At 34.1% G+C, this 21,938-nt stretch carries 12 protein-coding genes and 3 pseudogenes; 11 read left to right on the top strand and 4 right to left on the bottom strand.

Features of this window, described 5'->3' with window-relative positions:
* Positions 1 to 1,731 precede the first annotated feature (1,731 nt).
* Positions 1,732 to 2,630: pseudogene (locus tag RINTHH_RS11210) on the bottom strand (ATP-binding cassette domain-containing protein).
* 1,141 nt (positions 2,631 to 3,771) lie between these two features.
* Positions 3,772 to 4,835: pseudogene (locus RINTHH_RS05690) on the bottom strand (mannose-1-phosphate guanylyltransferase).
* A 114-nt stretch (positions 4,836 to 4,949) separates the two neighbouring features.
* Here RINTHH_RS05690 and RINTHH_RS05685 point away from each other — a divergent pair.
* The 3 genes from RINTHH_RS05685 to RINTHH_RS05675 all read left to right on the top strand — a co-directional run bounded on the left by RINTHH_RS05685 (position 4,950) and on the right by RINTHH_RS05675 (position 8,872).
* A complete protein-coding gene (locus tag RINTHH_RS05685; RefSeq protein WP_008233996.1) occupies positions 4,950 to 6,395 on the top strand; it encodes an LCP family protein in 1,446 nt (481 codons plus the stop codon).
* A gap of 162 nt (positions 6,396 to 6,557) precedes the next feature.
* On the top strand, positions 6,558 to 8,147 hold the full coding sequence (murJ, locus tag RINTHH_RS05680) for a murein biosynthesis integral membrane protein MurJ (protein WP_081606235.1): 1,590 nt from the start codon (positions 6,558 to 6,560) through the stop codon (positions 8,145 to 8,147).
* Between the two features lie 89 nt (positions 8,148 to 8,236).
* A complete protein-coding gene (locus RINTHH_RS05675; protein ID WP_008233991.1) occupies positions 8,237 to 8,872 on the top strand; it encodes a transaldolase family protein in 636 nt (211 codons plus the stop codon).
* A gap of 33 nt (positions 8,873 to 8,905) precedes the next feature.
* Here the strand turns inward: RINTHH_RS05675 and RINTHH_RS05670 are convergent.
* Positions 8,906 to 9,749: pseudogene (locus RINTHH_RS05670) on the bottom strand (alpha/beta fold hydrolase).
* A 660-nt stretch (positions 9,750 to 10,409) separates the two neighbouring features.
* On the opposite strand from RINTHH_RS05670, the gene RINTHH_RS05665 reads away from it, so the two are divergent.
* The 8 genes from RINTHH_RS05665 (at position 10,410) to RINTHH_RS05635 (ending at position 19,506) form a co-directional block, all read left to right on the top strand.
* A complete protein-coding gene (locus RINTHH_RS05665; RefSeq protein WP_044304721.1) occupies positions 10,410 to 10,721 on the top strand; it encodes a hypothetical protein in 312 nt (103 codons plus the stop codon).
* Positions 10,722 to 10,830: 109 nt separating this feature from the next.
* On the top strand, positions 10,831 to 11,100 hold the full coding sequence (locus tag RINTHH_RS05660) for a YtxH domain-containing protein (protein ID WP_155943914.1): 270 nt from the start codon (positions 10,831 to 10,833) through the stop codon (positions 11,098 to 11,100).
* 68 nt (positions 11,101 to 11,168) lie between these two features.
* Complete coding sequence (locus RINTHH_RS05655) at positions 11,169 to 11,630, top strand: hypothetical protein (RefSeq protein ID WP_044304719.1); 462 nt, start codon at positions 11,169 to 11,171, stop codon at positions 11,628 to 11,630.
* Positions 11,631 to 11,920: 290 nt separating this feature from the next.
* A complete protein-coding gene (locus RINTHH_RS05650; RefSeq protein ID WP_008233981.1) occupies positions 11,921 to 12,724 on the top strand; it encodes a TPM domain-containing protein in 804 nt (267 codons plus the stop codon).
* Between the two features lie 2,407 nt (positions 12,725 to 15,131).
* The gene (locus RINTHH_RS05645; protein ID WP_008233980.1) at positions 15,132 to 16,178 is read left to right on the top strand and encodes an amino acid ABC transporter substrate-binding protein; all 1,047 of its coding nucleotides are present in this window, start codon (positions 15,132 to 15,134) and stop codon (positions 16,176 to 16,178) included.
* Positions 16,179 to 16,358: 180 nt separating this feature from the next.
* Complete coding sequence (locus RINTHH_RS10745) at positions 16,359 to 16,529, top strand: hypothetical protein (protein WP_155943913.1); 171 nt, start codon at positions 16,359 to 16,361, stop codon at positions 16,527 to 16,529.
* Positions 16,530 to 16,757: 228 nt separating this feature from the next.
* Positions 16,758 to 17,696, top strand: a complete 939-nt coding sequence (locus RINTHH_RS05640; RefSeq protein ID WP_008233979.1) for an amino acid ABC transporter permease — start codon at positions 16,758 to 16,760, stop codon at positions 17,694 to 17,696.
* Between the two features lie 634 nt (positions 17,697 to 18,330).
* Positions 18,331 to 19,506: an amino acid ABC transporter permease gene (locus tag RINTHH_RS05635; protein ID WP_008233978.1), complete on the top strand. Its 1,176-nt coding sequence runs from the start codon at positions 18,331 to 18,333 to the stop codon at positions 19,504 to 19,506.
* 973 nt (positions 19,507 to 20,479) lie between these two features.
* On the opposite strand, the gene RINTHH_RS05630 is transcribed toward RINTHH_RS05635, so the two are convergent.
* Complete coding sequence (locus RINTHH_RS05630; protein WP_008233977.1) at positions 20,480 to 21,736, bottom strand: alpha/beta hydrolase family protein; 1,257 nt, start codon at positions 21,734 to 21,736, stop codon at positions 20,480 to 20,482.
* Between the last annotated feature and the right edge of the window lie 202 nt (positions 21,737 to 21,938).

The raw sequence follows: 21,938 nt of genomic DNA, 5'->3' as shown, positions 1-21,938 counted from the left end.
TCTTAATTACAAGTAAAGTAAAAATTGATTATGCAGATTAACAAATTCCCAAAAATCCAAGGAGTATCAGAGAAAAAGCCAAAAAATAATCCCGATCTATTAGGTAGGGACTTTTAGGGAGAACTTGTGATATTTATGCAATAGAACATGAATTTTTACCATTGTGTTATCCAATTAGTTTTAAGATCTGAAGAAACCTATAACTTTATATTAATAAGAACTCCAGATAGCATAAGATATTTTTGGTTGCTTTATTGTATTTGAATTATTATTTTCAGTCTAGAGGCTATGATATAGCCTAATCAGATCAGAGCACTATTGAATGTAAAAATATATAAATAATAAATATTTTAGCTATTTGTTTGTAATTGGGTCTATTTCAAATGAAATATCAGATATTTTCCTACAGATTCTTACACCTACGATATTTTTTAAGAACCCTCTAATAGCTTCTTAGTCAAGAATCTAGCGGCTAAATACAAAAACAGTAGTTTTCCTATAAATTATAGATTAGCCTTGAATTCATATTATTTTATCCTAAATAATTGTATACACTCTGCAATTAATCAGTTTACCTATTCAACGTATAAAATTGCAAAGTAACTAGAAAATGCTTTGCAATTTTACTAGCTAATAGCATCTAATATGACGAAATTTTTAATGAAATACTATGAATATTAGTAAGGTTTGACTAGCTTAGTTAATAAGATATTTTGCTAGTAGTATGACATAACCAAAATTATTCTGGTATTTCATTCAAGTAATTGACACTTGCATGCCAAAACATATAAGCATCTGGAAATATAAAATCATACAAGTTATGATTATCAACGCTTAAAATCTCTCAAGCTCCCATGCCAGAATAATGTTTTAATCCCCGTCGCTATAGCCAGCTATTAATCCCTAGGAATAACAAAAAATAATCCAAGATTACTAAAAAAATATGTGTCATTTTTTTTAGCAAGCCAATTAAAATACTGCCGGAAAAGTCTATCAAATAGGGGAAAGTGGTTAGTAAAACTATTCGCCGTATTGATTCAGGGAAAACTTCTAAAAGAGCAATCAACCCAGATAAGAGTAAATAAAATAGCAACCAAAAATTTTCTATTACACTTGCCTTCTCATTCCAAAACGCAAATATGCCAAAAGTTTACTGAATTATAAACCTCAGTGCAAATGCTAAAATTATGGTAGGGATAAATAATACCATAATCCATAAGTTTCTTATCCAAAAAGCTTAGGGATAGAAGAAAGTAAAGAATATACCTGTAAAGATAAAGATAAAAATTATGAGAGCTATTCTTTCTGCAATATGATACCATGCTGGATCTGTTGATTGTAGCAATCTGGATGAAATGAAAGCTTTCCTTATAATACCTCTTTTTCAAATTCCTAAACTACCCACATAGTGGTCAATTATATTACCAAAAAAACTGCCAGAAAATAACTGGTAAACTCCACAGAAGTAAAGCTAAATTTGCATAACAGTGATCCTTTTATCCACACACTTATAAAAATAATAGGTAAGCAACCAGATATTATTCATAAAACTAATTCGGCTTGGCACTCTACCATGCAAGCGTAGTATACAGCTATCAATGTAATAGTTCTCCTAAAGATTTATTTAACTAATAGTATTAATTTAAAATTATAAGTCTAGAATTTTAGTTTTGTTTGTGAACAAATATGTAAGTTCTTATAAAAAGAATAAATTTTAGTAATAGTAAATTTTCAAAAAGCACCTGTTTGAAATAACCTACTAATCACTCTTTCAATCGGTGCTTCGCTCACAGTTCAATCAACTACTTCTAAATGGGATAGAATATGAGAAACCATTCTAGTAAGTTTTTTTAGAAAATAATTAAACGACACATAATACCAATCAATTTTGTACATCCCATAGAGCAATACATTCTATATAGGCAAAGGATATTCCAACTCTAAGTTAATTTACTTATAGGTAACAAAGTATGTTAACAATTTATCTAAACTTCCGTCATATTCATATATTAAATTATCCTGATGAATGACCAATACCCTTTTGTATAAAGCAGTAATATCTAATCCTAAATTTGCCTCATCTAGAGATAGTACTTTAGGGTTATGTAATATTGATGCTAATAATTCTGGCTTCATTCTTTCCCTGGGGTAAAGTTTGTGTATAAGGTAAAAGTTGTGTAAGTTTGCCTTTCAAGGATAACATTTCTGTTAATTTACACACCTGATGTTTAAAGTATTTATTGGAGATATTATATATGAAAGCATTAATTTTCAAAGAATTTATAGGAGAAATATACTATAACAATTGCTGTTTTTGCCCGATCACTAGAGTAATTTTTTCTAGAAAAGCTGCTTAACGATAAAAAGGAATATGTTCAGACACTCTCAATTCCCCAGTAGAAGGATGAACTAATCCAGTTAGCATTTTCAGTGTGGTAGTTTTATCTCCACTATTTGATACTAAAAGCCTACTATTTCTCCAGGATCAATTTCAAAGTAAACATCTATAACCGCATTTATATTGAGGTATATATGCCGAAATATAAATGCGTTAAAGTTCCTCCTAAACCTTGCTATTTGATGGCAATGGGGTAGGTCTTACTAAGATTTTTGACAGAAATAATTGACATAAATTTGAAAATTAGAGAATAGAGATAGGAGGGGAAGCTTTGGTTTCGTAGGTAAGGAAAAGATATTAATACGTATTCTTTTCCTTATTAACCCAAAAACTACTTTAGTTTAATAGCTCTGGCATGGCGGCAAAATAAATATCAATGATTGGTCATAGCCCCAAGATACTTGGGGAAATATATTATTTACTGGTGAAGATAATTGAGTATTATGTAGACTTATAGAAAAAACAACTGTACTCATAATTAAATAACCAACTAATACAGACACCAACTTAATATTGCATCCAAATATAGGGCAATATGAGAGTTTACTTAAATCCCTAGTGGGAAGGTTTGAGTGAAAAGTGACTTAAGTAAATATATTTAGAATTAAGTTTACTATTTGGGGGTTACTATAGCAAAATCCTCATCATTAATGCGGTCTTTATATTAAAAGTATCCTTATCACAATAGACTAATGTATAAAATACATAGTCTCATAAAATAAAATAAGTAAAGGTTGAATTTCATCGATAAAATTAAACATTCGATTTTATATTTGTATCACACCTTCTAAATTTGATAAATATGTAACTATTAAATCGTTTGTACTACAATTAAAGTAAACTAAAATATCAATAAATACAAAGTCGACTCAAACATTTTTGAGCATAACATTTTTTTATAATTGATGCTCATTTATGAACACCTCGGGTTGCCAAACAATATATGTATTTCTAAATATCTGTTAGCATAAATTCAATAATTTCTTTTTGGAAAATAACCTCAAAGAGAAACAAAGATAATTAATGCAACAGTAAACAATTACCTTTGTTGTATATTAATCAATTGTAATTTCATTCTGAAGATTACATTCATAATATATGAATGTCCATTAATTTATTTTTTGTGTATATAAGAAAAATTATGAGTATATAAACACAGGATTTTACATACTCAGTGTCAAAGAGAATATACCCATATGAAAATTAAGGCAATGTTGAGGGAAAGTCAAACCATCTGCATTTATAATCTTCTTAAAACTAAAGTTTTTATTTTTTCATGGTAGATAATTCGTGTATGTAAATTTGCACTTATTCTTCCATAATGATTTTATCAAACCAATTGTTTGATAACTAAATAAAAGCAACATAATACTTCAAAGAAGGGGAGTAAATTTGGGATTAGTCTTTAGTTTACTGAGTAATTGTTTAATTTCTTGGGTACGCTCTTTTTTTACAATGAGAGTTATGTTATGGTCACGCACAACCACCACATTTTCTAAACCAATGGTAGCAATTACATCCTCTGAGTTGGTTGTATAAACAATTGCACCTTTGGTATCTAGGCAAATATGGTTGGCTATATCTACATTAGGATTACCTTCTTTTTTGAGCAACCGCTCAATAGCATTCCAATCGCCTAAGTCATCCCAGTCAAATTTTACGGGTAAAACATATGCCAAGCTGGTTTTTTCCATAATTGCATAGTCTATACTCTTCTTGGGGAGTTGCTGATAGATATCCGGACCATATTTTTCTATAGGTTCAATAATTTCGGGGGCATGGGTATACATTTCATCAAGTAGAACATGGACTTGAAAAATAAATATCCCGGTATTCCAAGTAAAACCATCTGTATTCACAAATTTGGTTGCTGTATTGTGATCTGGCTTTTCAGTAAAGCGTTTTACATGATGCGCTGTTAAGTCATTAAAGCTGCCGAGCTTATCACCCTGTTCAATATAGCCATATGCAATTGATGGATGTGTTGGCTCAATTCCCAGAATAACAATTGATGGTTTACTGGCTGCTAATTGTGCTGCTGTATTTAAAGTGTATATGAATTTTTTTTGTCCGTAATCCAGTGATCAGAAGGGAAGAAGCCAGCAATGGCATCATCTCCGTAACGCCTTTTTATTTCCAGACTGGCCCAAGCTACAGCAGCAGCTGTATCCCTTCCTTGAGACTCAACTAATAAGTTTTGAGATAGTAATTGTGGTAACTGGTCTTTCACTCCCAGAGCTAGTTGACTAGAAGTTATTACCCACAAATTCTCCCAACCGCCTGATATAGGTAATAACCTAGAAGCAGTTAATTGGAGAAGACTTTGAGAACTACCATCAAAACTAAGGAATTGCTTGGGACGATCTTGACGACTTAGAGGCCAAAAACGTTCACCTTTACCACCGGCAAGAATAACAGGGAACATATGTTTTTTCATTTTACCACAAAAATTAACTTGAGATATTCTCCAGTTTACTGTGGTCTTTTCCAATGAAAAAGGTAGCTTAAATTAACATAACTCTTATGGGAGTGGCTAAGTGGGGAGTTTTTCGTGGTTAAACAAATTCATGAATTTAGACAAAAGCAGTTAAAAGAACACAGTTTCCCTAATCCTTTACATCAGGAAGTTGTACATGATCCACGAGCAAATATGGCTCATGATTTGGTTAGTTATGCTGGTTCCAGCAGCTCTATACCCAGTCAACTTTACTATCGACTAGGTTTGAGTATGCCTCGATGGCTATTTTGGGTCTTAACGATTTTTGTTGGTTTGACACTATCCGGGTTGCTTGTTTCAACTCTGGCCTTGTGGACTCCTCTTTGGAGTGGTCAAGACAAAACAGAGGAGGAGTTAGGTTGGTCAAAGAGTAATCAGAAACAGCCAATTACTGGAGGATTATGGCACAGACTTTCGGAGTATGAGCTGAAACAACCTATGAATATATTGGTTTTGGGAGTAGAGTCAGTCCGTAATAGTACAGGAAGCTCAACAAAAGACTTTTCTGACCAAAGCAATACTATACTACTGGTAAGATTTAATCCTAGGGATAAAACTGTACGAGTGATTTCAATTCCCCAAGATACAATGATTTCAATTCCTGATAAGGGATTAACTAAAGTTTCTTTAGCTAGTGTATATGGTGGTGTAGTATTAGCTGCACGTGTAGTTAGTAGAACATTAAATAATGCACCAATCCACCGATACATACGTATATCTACTAGTGTATTGCAAAAGTTGATAGACCAATTGGGTGGAGTGGAACTATTTATCCCTAAGACTATCAATTATAAAAACTTAACAGAGAATTTGAATGTTAGTTTGGCTAGTGGTTGGCAAACCCTGAATGGAAAGCAAGCATTAAACTTTGTCCGTTTCCGGGAGGAAGTAACCGGAGATTTATTTAGGGTGCAGCGTCAGCAAACTTTACTCATTGCTTTAAGGGAACGCTTGTTGAGTCCTAATGTTTTAATGAGATTACCTTATTTGACCCAGATGATAAGTAAATATTTTGATACCAACTTGAAAATGGAAGAAGTTATGGCACTGGTAAACTTCTGTGTGAAATTAAAACAAGATAATTTGCAAATGACCATTTTGCCAGGCATATTCAGCCTTTTGAGTAAAGATCCTGACAGTTATTGGTTAGATTTAGAAGGTAAGGCAAGGTTATTGGGTAATTATGTTGGAGTAAAAGTTGGGGAAACTCAAAAGGATAAACGCCCGCTGACGCACTTAAGAATTGCACTGCAGAACTCTACCAAAAATCAGAGTTTAATTCAAACAGTAATTTCTTACTTCCGTAAACAGGGTTTTAAGAAGGTTTATAGGATTAGCAATTCTTCTGAGAATTTAACCAACACTAGGATTATTGCTCAGAAGGGAAATTTAGAGGCAGGGAAGGAAATCCGACGGATATTAGGTATTGGAACTGTGGAAGTTTCTGCTACTGGGGATCTGGAGTCTGATATTACTATTCGTTTTGGTAAGGACTGGTAGTCTGAGAAGATATGAGTATTATGGAATAAGAAATAAATATTTCAAACATTTAACCTGTTTCCTATTCCAAAATGTTCCTGAAAGATGGCAAAATTTCAGGTTAGGTACATATCGGCATTTGCCAGATAATGATTTGTGACTCAACAAAAAACTCCTCGCTCTATGGTCGGTATCGCGGGAATTGTTGCCGCAGCCACGTTAATCAGTAAAATTTTTGGTTTCGTGCGCCAGCTGGTTGTTGCCGCAGCTTTTGGTTTGGGACCCTCTGCAGATGCCTTCAATTATGCTTATACAATACCTGGTTTTTTACTAGTTTTATTAGGGGGTATCAACGGTCCTTTCTATAGTGCAATCATCAGTGTTTTATCAAAACAGAATGATAAGAAGTCATCTCCTTTTGTGGAAACTGTTACCATTTTAGTTGGAGGAGTATTAATAATTGTTGCTATAACAATAGCAGTTTTTGCGCCCCAATTCATTGATATATTTGCACCTGGTTTAAGAACTCCAGAGAAAGAAATTGTCAGGGTTATAGCAATTCATCAGTTGCGGATTATGTCCCCCATAGCTGTATTGGCAGGTTTCATTGGTATTAGTTTTGGAGTTCTCAATGCTAACAATCAATTTTGGCTACCTTCCATTAGCCCTTTGTTCTCAAGTATCTCTGTTATTCTGGGAGTGGGTATTTTCTTTTTACAGGCAGATAATCAAACTAGTAATCCTGAATATTTAGTCCAAGGGGGAATAGTTTTAGCAATTTCTACTGTGGCTGGGGCAACTTTACAATTCATAGTTCAGGTACTTGCTCAAATAAAAGCTGGAATTTTAAGTCAATTATCCTTGCGGGTAGATTTTCATCAACCTGAGGTGAAAAATACGATGAAAATAATGCTTCCTGCAACTTTCTCTTCAGGGATGTTGCATATCAATCTCTACACAGACTTGTTTTTTGCCTCCCTGATTCCCGTGAATGGAGTAGCGGCAGGCTTAGCCAATGCAGGATTATTAGTACAAACTCCTTTAGGAATAATTTCCAATGTAATTTTAGTCCCTTTGCTACCACTATTTTCTCAACTTACGGACATTCAATATCGGCAGGAGCTCAAGTTACGTATTCGCCAGGGGTTGATACTTTCTGCCTTTACCATGTTGCCCTTAGGAGCATTAATGGTTGCATTGTCTTTACCCATTGTCCAGGTTATATATGAAAGAGGAGCTTTTGATTACAAGGACTCAGTTCTAGTATCTTCCCTACTAATTGTTAACGGTATTGGAATGTTTGTCTATTTAGGACGAGATGTCTTAGTGCGTGTGTTTTATGCCTTGGGCGATGGTCAAACTCCATTTTGTATTAGTATGGTTAATATTGGGCTCAATATTATATTCGATTACATATTTGTAAATACTTTGGGTGCTCCTGGTTTAGTACTAGCAACACTAGGTGTAAACTGTAATTCTGTCTTTCTACTGCTGTTCATTCTTAATCGCAAGTTAAATGGATTGCCGATAATGGAGTGGAGCTTACCCATTCTTGGTTTAGCTGGTGCAAGTGTTGTTGCTGGGGTGACAAGTTTCGCCACTTTACAGCTTTGTCAGATATTCTTAGGAAATCATGGATTAATAACTCTTTTATTGCAATTAGTAATATCAAGCTCAGTTGGTTTATGTTTATTTGGAATTATCACAGCCATAATGAAGGTGCCAGAAGTCAATATTTTTGCTACTAAGTTGCTTCAACATTTTGTTAAATAGCTGTTAAATATTATTCCACAGAATAATATTTAACAGCTATTCCATCACTATAATAATTTGCACCTTAAACTTGATCAGGAGAGAGTAAAGTGAGTATATATCTTGACTCGGCAATTATTGCTGAAGCACGGGTTGCCCAAGAATGGGGCTGGGTTAAGGGCATTACCACAAACCCTAACTTATTAGGAAAAACTGATTTGCCAGTAGAATTAACTTTAAAAGGACTAGCAAGTTTAACGACTGGGCCTATATTTTATCAACTTGTATCCTCAGATTTTGAGGAAATGCTGGCGGAAGGAAAACAAGCCTTCGAAATGATTGGTAGCCAAACAGTTCTAAAAATTCCTGCCTCATTAGTGGGATTTAAGGCTCTTGCTTGTCTCATGGAAAATATTACTTGTGCTGTTACTAGTATATATAGCCCATCCCAGGCTTTAGTAGCTGGAGAAGCGGGGGCAAAATATGCAATTACCTATGTAGATAGAACCACCAGGCTAATGGGTGATGGGATTGCTCTAGTGACTGATATGGCTAGTATTTTAGCTGGTAGTCAAACCGAAATAATGGCGGCAAGTATAAAATCCCCTACTCAAGCCATTGCATCTCTGAGGGCGGGTGCTAGACATTTAACTTTACCTCTTGGAATTATACAGTCCCTTACAAATCATGAACTTTCTCTACAAACAATTGACGAATTTGCTAGTAATGGAAAGGGTATTATTTGAAATTACTTAATGGTTAGTGCTTGGCGTGTAATATTACAAGTCTATCTTGTCCTTTAAAAAGTCTGCTATAACTTGATTAAAAATATTCGGTGTACTTAGAAAAGGCCAATGATTGCCAGGGATTTTGCAAATATGCAAATTGGTTAGATACTTTTTATAGGGTTTAAGTTGATAATCTAAACGGTTCACCCCCTTAACTGGCTGTATAAATAGAGTGGGGGTAGACACGGGAACTGTTAAACCAGGTACTGCCATTACTTGTTCAAAAATACGGTTACGGGCTACTGTAGTGAATTTACTCCCCCAATTTCCATTAGTTTTTTTCTATACCCGCTTTAAATACTTTTTGCTGTAAGGGTGTCCATTCTCGGTATTGAGTTAGTTGACGTGCTTTCGATTCAGCTAGTTGATAACTAGGAAATGGGCCCATTCCTTGCAGAGAAGATAAAACGCGAAATAGTAGGGGAAATGTTAACTTCAGAAATATGGGCATCTTCCACACAAATATTGGATCTACCAGCACCATACTTCGTAATCTTTGGGGGTTTTGTTTTGCCCAAATGCAAGCTAGCTTTCCACACCAAGAATGGGCAACAATATGAGTACTGCCCCACTCCAGATGATCCATCAAAGCTTCCAAATCGGCTATTGTACTTGTAAAACTATAATTTTCTTCTGGTTTACTACTATCACCATGACCGCGCATATCAGGGGCGATAATATGGTATTCTGATGCAAGATAATCGCCCAGACTTGCCCATACTAGTGCATTATCTGCCAATCCATGCAAAAGTAATAGGGGTTTTGTTCCTTCATCCCACTCTAAATAGGAAAGTTGAATATTAGGCAAAGATAAGCTGTAACGTGCTGATTTCATCAGGATTTAGTATATTCAATACTTATAAGGATAAGTCAGCTGTTTATAAGGATAAGTTTATTAAATATGAATTCACCATACCGAAGTGTTAATTTAATAATTCCTTTGCTATCTTTGAAAAAGAACTATCACTATTAAATTTAATCAAAGTTAAGATGAGATATTGCATCCCAATGCCAATTCAGAATAAGTATTTCAAATTATGGATTAAAGGAATTATTTGCTTCTATGAATGATTACCATTTTATTAGTGTATACCTATATTTGTTTAATAGTTGCATGTCAATCTAAACTTCTATCAACTTACAATTCTGTTTCTTTCATACCAATTTTTGTCACTTCATTCTAACATCTTTGAAATTACGGCCAACTTCAGCAAAAAATATGCCTCTAGCTAATGCTATAGCCGAAAATACTTACATAAGATAGTCCTCGATTACCTTAATAAGCAAAAACTACTAAAGAACTAAACATTTAGACTTCAATACCTTGTCTTTTTCAAGTAAGCTTTTTACTGCAAGTGATTTCATTCCCACCTCTGCCTTCTTATCAAGATAATGTGTAAAAACCATATTTTACGATCACAAATATATATCAGTGTTACTATTGCTAGGTGTAGTTTGCTCGTGTTAGCTTTTAACCTTCTTAAGAAGTTAATTTATGGTGATAATAGTCATTATAATTAATATAAGCATTGCATTAATGCTAATTTGTGCAGCTGTTCCACTGTGGCAGTGGAAACTACGCTTACCTAAAATTACGAGTAGGTTGATTTTTATTGATTTTCAGATTAGTTACTTACTTGATAAAGTACCAGAAAAAATAAACTTCAGCCAAAAAAATCTTTCTCTTTACAAGGTCCGGAAAAAATTACTAGCCTTGCAAATTCAAAATTTGCAACAAATAGCCCGTGTGATCATATCGTTACGTAAAATATACCAACGTTGTTTTTTCATAAAATTAAATAAATAGTAGCTTTTTTGGAAGCTATCTATCATCACTGAGAAAAAACAGGTAGAATCTTCTGAAAAACCCAAGACACAATTAGTCTATAAAATGGGTTTAAGGAGGTAAAGCTAAAATGTCTAACAAATGTTCTGGAGTTTTTATTAGTGGATTTTTGATAGGAACAGCTATTGGTGCATTAACAGGATTATTATTTCCTCCCCGTAAAGGCAGTAGCAACCGTGCACTTCTGCAAAAATCTGTGTGTTCTATCCCTAATATTGCAGAATATTTGTCCACAATTATGAATATCAAAGCTCACAAGATTTCTCATCGGTTGCTTTCAAATTGTGATGATACTTGGGAGAGACTACAAGAAGGCAATCGCTTCTGGCATTATTGCTAGCTATGAAGCAAACATTAGGCTACAAGAGATTATACCCAAAGTATAAAAAATTAAACGAGAATACATCTGTGAATGAACCCTTGTTTTGGCTGGGGCTGTCCATTCTCCTAGTTGCCATTAGTTTAACTGCCGTTTTAACGGTAGCTATACCCGCTTTACAAGATTTATCACGGGCAGCACGTAGCGCGGAGAAATTATTTGATACCCTTTCTAGGGAATTACCTCCAACCCTAGAATCGATTCGTCTGACTGGCTTAGAAATTACGGAATTAAGTGATGATGTTAGTGAAGGAGTAAAAAGTGCAACGAAGGTAGCTAAACAGGTAGATCACAGTCTTAATAATGCCAGGAGACAAGCACAAAATATTAGTACTAATACCCGTAGTCTAATTGTGGGGATAAAAGCAGCGTGGCAAACCTTTAAAAGATCACAATCAAGCAACAAGGCTTCAGAGATTCGTCTCAGTTCATTTCATTCTGTAAAAGGTCCTTCCTATCATCCAGATGGGGAAACGAGAAGTGAAAGTTAACATTCCCTATGAGAAATATGATTTTCTTATATATATAATCCTTAAGAAATCTGAAATTTGAGGAACTAAAAATAATATTTCATATGTGAATAATATTCATATAGTACAGATTAACAGGACTTAAGTTTAGGATTCAAGAGTATTTATCAGAGAAATTTTGTCTGTGAAGAGTAAAGTATTTTGCCACAAAGGAAAAGATTAGAGTAAAGTAAACAAGTGTAAAAAATTGTTTATAATTCTTTAAAAATGCTTTGTTAATATTTGCTGTTAATAAATTTATAGAAACACTCATGCAGTATTTTTTTTGGCGAAGACTCCTGGCAGTATTCTCAGGGTTTTGTTTGATAATATCCACGTGGATTGTCTACCCCCTTCCTGGTTATGCCTATAATAATCCAGATCTTCTGCCAGGCCAGCCTACACCAGTTGTTGATTTAGCTAAATCTCTAACTGATTTGCAAGAAAGTAAGTTAGTTAACGAATTAGAACAATTTGAAACTGATACAGGCTGGAAACTTAGGATATTAACACAATATGACCGTACTCCTGGTAGGGCAGTAATTAATTTCTGGGGCTTAGATGATAGAAGTGTAATGTTAGTTGCTGATACTCGTGGTGGGAATATTCTTAGCTTTAGCGTTGGAGATGCAGTCTATCAACTTTTACCCCGAACATTTTGGATTGAACTGCAAACTCGCTTCGGTAATCTTTATTTTGTTAGGGAAAGAGGGGAAGATGAAGCTATATTAGAAGCAATTAGTACAGTTAAGAGTTGCTTAAAACAAGGGGGTTGTAATGTAGTTCCTGGATTACCTAAAGAACAGTGGATTCTAACACTAATTACTTCTGTAATTGGTGGATTAATTTGTGGTTTTGCAGCTCAACCTCGTGAAGAGAAACAAGTTATAGCTTGGCAATGGGCTTTAATTTTTTCACCGCTATGGGGTATTTTATTTGTGGCTTTTGGCATTGGACCAGTTATAACCCGGACTTCTGAATGGTTACCTTTAGTTCGTAATGTATCTGGATTTTTAATTGGAGCTTTGACTGCATATTTATCACCGATTTTGAGCCGACCCTGGTCCTCAAATTAGAGATTTATTTTCCTTTAATACGATGTCAGCTGCTAAATTTTTTGGTAGTAATAGGTAGTAGGTAGTGGGTAATAGCTAAGCCTTAAATTGAACCTAGGGTTTTAGATAATTGCCTACTTGACTTAAATTATCGGATATCAGATTGGTACTATCAAACAGATATTTTAAACTCTTACCTTAACATTATTATTCCTAGCAAATGAGAATTACTGTTGCTAATTTCCTAATTATATCTAGCCTCTTAACATAAAAATTATATTTCCTAAGGCTTAATTCCTTCATAATTTACTTTTAATAATTGATATCTGAATAAGTCATTTTTTCTAATGAGTAGCCTTTTTTTAAGTCTAAAATACACAGATGCAATATCTTTATATTATGTCTATTGGATGTATGAAAAGTCACTGGGATCTAGCATCAAACCCAGGTAACTGCTAAATAGAAACAGACAAATAAAATTGAGACTAATATTTTGGTACTTTTCACAGAAGCTACCACAAATAATCTATTGTTTGATATTGAATAAAATATTTTACAATGTCAATTCACAATATAATGATAAAGACTATCACACAAGCCAAAAAAATAAACTTTTAGTAGGGTTTAAAAAGATGTTATCGGTTCATTAAAAGATATGTAGTGAACATATAATAGCTGAATTATAAATTAATGATTTAATACTTAATATAAGCCCCTAATAGGAAGCTACAAGTAAATTTGTATTAGTCGCTGCTCCGTAAAATATAAAGAATTATTTTATAATATTAATATCTATTACCATGAAATCTAATTAAGTATTTTTTTCGTAATTAATAATAAGTAAAACTTTGTAGAAGCTGGGATATGTAATTGTCTATTGCTACATGTTCCTCTTAGTCTAGCTACAATGAAATATTGTTTTATAGAATAATTTTGAATGGATTAATAGCGGGAATAGTATTAAGGATGTTGTGATCATTTGAATACTGAATGCAAATGTGCATTAAAGAACGTTGCATAGAGATACATTGTAATGATTACTAAAGTAAAAACCCCTATCCTAGGAATAGATTCTTTGCTTCTTTATCTTTCAGCATAAATCCCCACAGCTATGGTATGGAAATTTCAATTAGATTACTGAAACAAAGATTGAACTTATTTAGCAGGGGCAAGGATTATCCTAGGGGAACTCAATATTGATAAATATCTCACTATCAAAGAGTCCATACTCCCACTACAATATCGTCAACATTTATTTTTAGGATGGCTATCCTACCTGGAAAGCCTGTTACTAATGCTAATACTTGAATAGTAAATAAACAGAAAACCTGACCATTTCTATCCTATTTATACAACTATAAAAGATATACTCCAAGTACTAAGCGCTAAGGCCAGCAGTGAATTTAGCTTCTTCATTCAGGTGATAGTCTCAACCCAGGTTACCTAAATATTTAGCAATCTATATGTAAATTGAATCTTATTAAAATCTTATTTAGGTATTATGGAGTAGGTCTTACCATACCTAATTTAAACTGTTCCGTATAATTGTTCATAGGTAATACCCTGAACAAGGTATATCTTGTGAAGATTATCCCTAATTTCCATAGATACTTAATTTAAGTATAGTCTAAGTTGTATCTATTACATGGCAATAGTTGTAATGGATTAAGTATTCAATTCAAGATTGTTGGAGTACTAGACCTGAAACTATAATTTTCATGAAATATGCAATTACTCAGTACTATTTGATCACATCAGTAAATCATTGGGTGTTTAAATATATGGTCTAATACTTTGAGAACGTCTCCATATTAGTGCTATGACGTTCTGTTAAGACGGTTTGTTTTTGCAAAGTAGTTTTGAGATCAGGAAATTTATTGGATAGTTTGGTTTGGGGGAAGTTAAAAAAAGTCAGGTTTGGTATGAGAAATTTCTCCTAAGGAAAAATTTATCCTCAGTATATGCAGTTAATAAATTATGATAAACATTGTACTTGTGATTAGAATGAGTGAAACTTACCTCAGCGAACCGAACATATGCGTAATTGTGAGTTGATCTAATGATTTAAGTACTGAATTTCAACCTAGTTGGTGCAAGCATGAAGTTGATATATGGTCAGTATGTGGTCAGTTGTAAACGCAATTTTCCATATTTTGCTATTAAACGAGAGGTAGTAGGTTTTGCCCATGGGGTAAAACTACTAGTATAATTTCTTGAACATTGTCAACTCCTAAACACACTCTAAGTGCTGAGCTGATCAAACTCAAGAAAATATACAGAATCAAGTATTCTCTAAATATCCCAGATCTTCTACAGCCCTTTTTGCCTTGTTTTTAAGCCTTAAATAACTTCAAGTAAGTTTCTTTAAACCCTGGAGTTTCAGCCTCAACTCCGATTAATTTAGTTTAGTAACAGAAAATTTTCACCTATGTTCATGTTTAAGTCTGCATTATCGTCAGTAATCACAGTCTTAACTATTAGCTTAATTGCTTGTAGTAGTAATACAGTCACGCCGGGGAAAAACAATAGTCTTGTAAACCGTATCAAAAACCGAGGAAGAGTTATTTGTGGTGTTAGTGGGGAAATACCTGGATTTAGCTTTGTTGATACTGATGGTCGCTATAGAGGACTTGATGTAGATGTATGTCGTGCTATGGCTGCTGCTTTATTCGATAAACCAGATGCTGTAGATTATCGCAACCTTAATGCCAAGGAACGTTTCACTGCTGTACAAACTGGGGAAGTCGATCTTCTTAGCCGTAATACCACTTTAACTATTAGCCGGGATACCTCCGTCGGGATGGCTTTTGGTCCTATTGTTTTCTATGATGGGCAGGGAATAATGGTAAGTAAACGTAGCAAAGTAAAGTCTTTAAAAGATTTAAATGGCAAAGCAATTTGTACTCAAACAGGGACAACCAATGAGCAAAATCTAGCTGATAAAATGAAACTACTGGGAATTAATTATAAGCCAGTGGTTTTTGAAGATATCAATACTGCTTTCGCAACCTATCAACAAGGGCGTTGTAGTGCTATTACTTCCGATAAATCTCAGTTAATTTCCCGGCGTACTACTTTGCCAGAACGAGAAAATCATATTATCCTTGGTGAATCCCTTTCTCAAGAACCCCTTGCACCTGCCGTAGCTGACGGTGATGCAAAATGGGCTGATGCCTTAAAATGGGTTATCTATGCCCTAATTAAGGCTGAAGAGCTAGGAATTACTTCCCAAAATGTGATGCAGAAAATAAATAGTGATAATCCAGAAATTAATCGGCTGTTAGGCAATGGAAGTAACCTTGGTGAAGGTATGGGTTTATCCAATGATTTTGTCGTCAGAGTTATTAAGCATGTTGGTAATTATGGCGAGATTTATGATCGTAATCTTGGGCTAAAAACAGAATTAAACCTCCCCCGTAGTTATAACCGACAATGGATGAAAGGTGGACTTTTGTATGCTCCACCATTTAGATAGGTTAAAGATTAATAGAGTAAGGAGTTGAAGAGGGAAAATTTAAAAGTAATCCCTACTATTGAGTTAGGATAATACTAGCAATCTTATAATATTAGCCTGAGTCGGTTGTTAAAACTGGCAGTTTTTTAACTCTCATAATTAAAAATCCAGATGAGTTAAATCAAGACATTACTCGTTTATTTGTCTATTGCCTTTGATGCACGATGGGAACAACAAAGGTTTTTGTCCATTTCCGTCGTGCCATTATTCATAACAGGTATAGGAATGAATTGTACAGCGACAATTCAAAATAATTTGCAAGTTGTGTCACATGGCGAGGGTTTAGAAACATACGGAATTTTTCCATATTGAAACTGGAAAAATATTTGAGTTGCTGTAATCAAAAAACGAATAGGATGCTATATGAAAAACGAATAGGATGCTATACAAAAAATAGAAAGTGAATTCATTCATTCAATCAATTTCCAATCAGCAATAGATCATGGGATGTAGGCACTAGTCCATTTGTTCTAATTTATTGACTACATACCCAATGATAGACTCTTTTTTCTTCCATCATTCCTTTTCTATGACGATCCCATGACTAACAAAATTCCTAATCCCCAATCCTATCCATGGCAAAGTGAAAGATTTTGGCGCATTGCTAGCCAATTGATATTAGTATTTGTAGTAGGAGTCGTAATTGCAGTTTTTGCGAGTAATCTGACGCGTAATCTACAACAACTTGGTATTGAGTTTGGTTTCGGCTTTCTCCAGCATCAGGCTTCCTTTGATATTGCTGAAACTCCTATCCCATATCAGCCATCGGATAGTTATGGTCATGCTCTAATAATTGGTTTAATCAATTCCTTGCGAATTGCTATAGCTGGTCTTGTCCTTTCCACCATTGTAGGTATTGGTGCAGGAGCAGCAAGATTATCTGATAACTGGTTGGTAAGAAACTTATCCTGGGTTTACGTGGAGACATTTCGCAATACACCCCTCCTACTGCAATTGTTATTTTGGTATTCTGCTGTATTTCTGAGTTTACCCAATACAGAAAATAAGCTTTCTCTTGGCAACCTGATTTATGTTAGTCAAGGGGGGATAGAGTTTCCCTGGTTTACAATGGCTCCGGAGTTTTCAGCCCTGCTACTAGGACTCACTTTTTACACAGGGTCTTTTATTGCTGAAATTGTTCGAGGGGGTATCCAATCTATACCGAAAGGACAATGGGAAGCTTCGACATCTTTGGGTTTAAACACACTATCCACCCTGCGTCTTGTAATTTTTCCCCAAGCACTACGGGTAATTATTCCCCCACTAACTAGCCAGTATTTAAATTTAACCAAGAACTCCAGTTTGGGAATAGCAATTGGTTATCCAGATATTTACTTTGTTGCTTCCACTACTTTTAATCAAACAGGTAGGGCAGTAGAGGTAATGTTATTGATTATGCTCACTTATTTAAGTATTAGCCTAACTATCTCCCTGTTCATGAACATCTTTAACCGCAATGTACGGATTAAAGAATCATAGGTAAGTAATAATAAGTCAACCTCATAGGATTGTTGGTAAATAGCTTGAAGCTTAAGTTTAAATTGTACAATCTCAATAAGTACTTATTATGACTGCTGCCGAACAAGGAAGAATTTTATGTGATGTGCATATAAAACATACTTCACAAACAAATAGGTTTATATGATTAAAACTTAAACTCTGAGTCATGTTTCAAAAACCATACTATTTGTTCTACTCCTTTTACGTTAATACCACCTTAATTACTCAAAGCACATTCTAAAGTTTCTTTTAGTCTATGCATCCAGTCCTCAGACTGGCTAAATACCGTCTGCATCAGAGAAAAGTCCTGTTAAACCAAATATAATCCAAAATTTGATTGGGTAAGGAGTCCACAATAATTTATGTTGGGAATTGTTTAACTAAAATTTAAGTTGTCTTCTAAAGACATATTGGGTTGGATAGAACATAATTGTTGTTCGTAGATATTACTGAAGGTTATTATACAGAGCCTCAAAAACTGTCTCATTAAACCAATCTAGTTCTCACTATCATTCAGTAACTCTTACTCCAATCCCCACTTATCATTTAGCATTATCTCCATCCAGTCATGGTTTTTCTGTTCTCTCTTGTTTTCTAAATCAATCTAACAAATATGGCAAATTTAGAATCTGTACTCCAAAATTCAAAATTATTATGGTTGCGTAAGAATCTCTTCAGTAATTGGTATAACACCCTGTTCACAATTCTATGCCTAGTAATAATTGTTGGGATCAGTAAAGGTCTATGTGATTGGATATTCAATCAAGCAAAGTGGGAAGTTGTTCAGGCAAACCTACATTTATTTTTAGTAGGTAGATATATTCGCAGTCAGTATTGGCGGCTTTGGAATGCTTTTGCAATCGTTAGCGTATTAATTGGAATTAACTGGGGTGTATTCACTGCCAAAGAAAGAGCTAGAACCAATCCGGTAATTATAGTTTTAATTACCAGTATTATTTTGGTGATTACTCCCCTTGATATAAACTCTCGTCTCTGGTTATTAGGAATTAATAGTTTATCTTTTGTGGGTATGTGGCTAGGGAGAAAATTCACTCCCATAATTGCTCCCTGGCTCTTTTGGTTATGGTTGATATCTTTTCCAATTATTATGTGGTTAATTGGAGGAGAATTCTATCTGCAACCAATTGGAAGTGACCTATGGAATGGGCTGCTACTTACGGTTCTTATGGCAATAGCAAGTATAGTTCTTTCCTTCCCTATAGGAATTTTATTAGCACTGGGACGAACTAGTACTTTACCTATATGGCGCTGGTTTTGTACTTCATATATTGAAATTGTCCGAGGATTACCCTTAATTGGTATTTTGTTCCTTGCACAATTTATGTTGACCCTATTCCTACCTCTAGAATGGCGTTTAGACAGAGTTATGAGGGCAATCATAGGCCTGGTATTGTTTAGTTCAGCTTACATGGCAGAAAATATTCGTGGCGGATTACAAGCTGTCCCTAAGGGACAAGCAGAAGCTGCTAAGGCTCTTGGTTTAAAAGCACCCTTGATTGTTGGATTTATTATTCTTCCTCAAGCTTTAAGAACTGTTATTCCTGCCATTGTTGGTCAATTTATTGGATTGTTCAAAGATACTTGTCTATTATCTCTTGTTGGTTTGGCAGAACTCACTAGAATTGCCCGTTCCATACTTGCTCAACCTCAGTTTCTTGGACAGTATGCAGAAGTTTATTTATTTATTGGTTTGGTTTATTGGCTTTTTTGTTACTTCATGTCCCTAGTTGCTCGCAGACTAGAAAGACAATTGAATATTGGAAGTTAAAAAGAACAAATATATTATAATGAGCTGTAAGCAAATCTAAGACTTTTCAAAAGACCCAAGTACCAAAAATTATTGTCAGTTTGTGCAATGAATTATAGGAATTAAAAGAGCTTACTTAACAGTAATTAGGGCTTGAAACTCAGATATTAGAAAGCATAGAATACTGGAAAAGCTGAAGAAATACCTGATCTTTTTTATGTTTTTCATCAGGATTTAGAAGATTTAATAGTAAATTGAACCATCCTAAAAACCTTGTGACATAAGTCTGAGTTTATGTCACAAGGTTTTTACTAGTTTTCGTGAAGATTTTCTTGAGATTAGTATACAAAAAACTGTCAAATTGAATTGTTTTTATCCGGTTAATTGCCAGTAATCTTGAATAATTACAAAGTTGAGAGATTCATTTAAGAAATATTTGACTGTCTCAAATTCGCTTCTAATATTCTTATTTTTTTTAATTGATGCTTTACTTCGACTAATCCTAACTAGTTGAGGGACGTTTAGAATATTCTAGACGTCCCTCTTCCATTTTATTACAATCTTTCTAGTAACTCGAATTCATCTATTTAGTCTTTTACATAAGACCTAAGGAATGGGTCAAAATCTATTCATTAAGTATTATTTAACCAGAAGTAAAAATATTCTACCAAATTCTCATATTTATAGAGTCATCAACTGATTGTAAATTTTACTATTCACTTAACTTAAGTATTGATAATACTCAAGCCTTTGCTTATCAATATCATCAATTGAAAGGGAATAACATATTTATAAGGAAAAACCATATATACAGGTTTTATCATATAGATTTCATTATTATGGTAATATGGTAATCTAAGAATTTAATTGCTTGCAAATTAGCAGCTATTGCAATTAATGCATATGACATGTATCACCATCAACCCTTACTTATACAGAGCTATATATCATAAGAGCGATTTAGGTCTCTTTTTTAGGATTAGCCTGTTTCTCTCTAAGTCTGCTTATTAATATAAGAATATTCATCTTCTCTGGAAGAATATAAGAAACACTTGGCAATATGTTCATAAAAGCTGAAGTCTACCCAATAACCCTGATGAGCCTTATTTCCCCATGGAGCTTTATATTTCATTAATACATTATATAAATTTTGATAATAGTCTAAGCGACCACCAATAGGATCGTTATGGTGATAATAATTGACCCAGCGCAAGTTTTCCAGCTTATTTTTGATTGGATTATCTGTTAAATATCTGGGTTTAGATATTGTCTGGGGGTTTATTCGGAAGGATGTGAGATGTTGAATAATGGCAGTTCTTATGTACTGTTTATCACTTTTCTGGGATTCTTGATGGAAAAAGGCAACTTTATCTAACGGTGAGCCAAAAGTAACTAATCCAACAATTTTATTTACTGGCAATTCCTGATATTGTGTTGAAGGCAAATTAATTTCTATATTTAAAAGGTTTAGGGTGTCATATGCAATACAACTCCCTAGTGAATGCCCTACTAGTACCACTTTGTCATAGCTGGCTTGTTTATCTTGAATAATAGATTTAAGTAATTTTAAACACCCTTTGATAATTCGCTGGCGAACCTTATACTGTGCTGAGTTAGTATCTATTGTAGAATATACTGCAATATCACCAATATGGTCGACTAGAGCAGGAAGTAATAGTTGTTTACTTAGTTTCCAAGAACACTGTAAAAAACGACCAGAAAGAAATGGACTAGATAAAGATAAAATTAGCCATAGCACCAAACGTAGTAATGGATATATGGGTTTAAATGCGCGTATAAATATAGTTATTATTCGCAGATGATATTTAAATATTTGTTTACGTCGTTGCTCTCCTGAAATCTTTGCTGTTAGCCTTTGATTTTGTGGCTGGCTGTAGAAGTTAATCGTCCCCATTAAAGTTCTCTCTAACCACTTAAGCACTTCAGAGATAGAAATCTCATTATTTGTTTGATGTGCCCAGTGATATTCATACACATCAACTTGCCAATTTTTACTTGCATCACATGGACTAATTCTGACACAGTCAGTTATATGTGAAGGGCTGCGTTTCTCATGTTCAACTAATATATGTTCCAGCTTGACATTTATGTTACTTTTTTCAAAAAACTTAATCCAGTTACGTCCAAAGTAATCCATAGTGTCGAATGGTTTTTGTTCGCCAATCCCGTGGATAATGATAAAAGCATTACGGCCTTTAGGTATTTCACTAATCATAGTCTTATCATTCATACCTTAAATGAGCTGCTATTATTTTCATGCTTACTCAAATTTCAGTATGCCTCCTATCTCTTTATTAGCTTTCTTTATTGTTTAATTATCAAAAATCTTGATCTTGATATGGGGATTATACATAAAATATTCATTTATATACAGAACCCGTAAGATAATTTCAGTGTTTGTGCGTAGATAAACTGACGTGTGGGAATAATAG

This window comes from Richelia intracellularis HH01 (genome assembly GCF_000350105.1).
GTDB lineage: Bacteria > Cyanobacteriota > Cyanobacteriia > Cyanobacteriales > Nostocaceae > Richelia > Richelia intracellularis.
The sequence above is the reverse complement of the archived record's forward strand: the minus strand, read 5'-3'. Positions and strand labels throughout refer to the sequence as shown.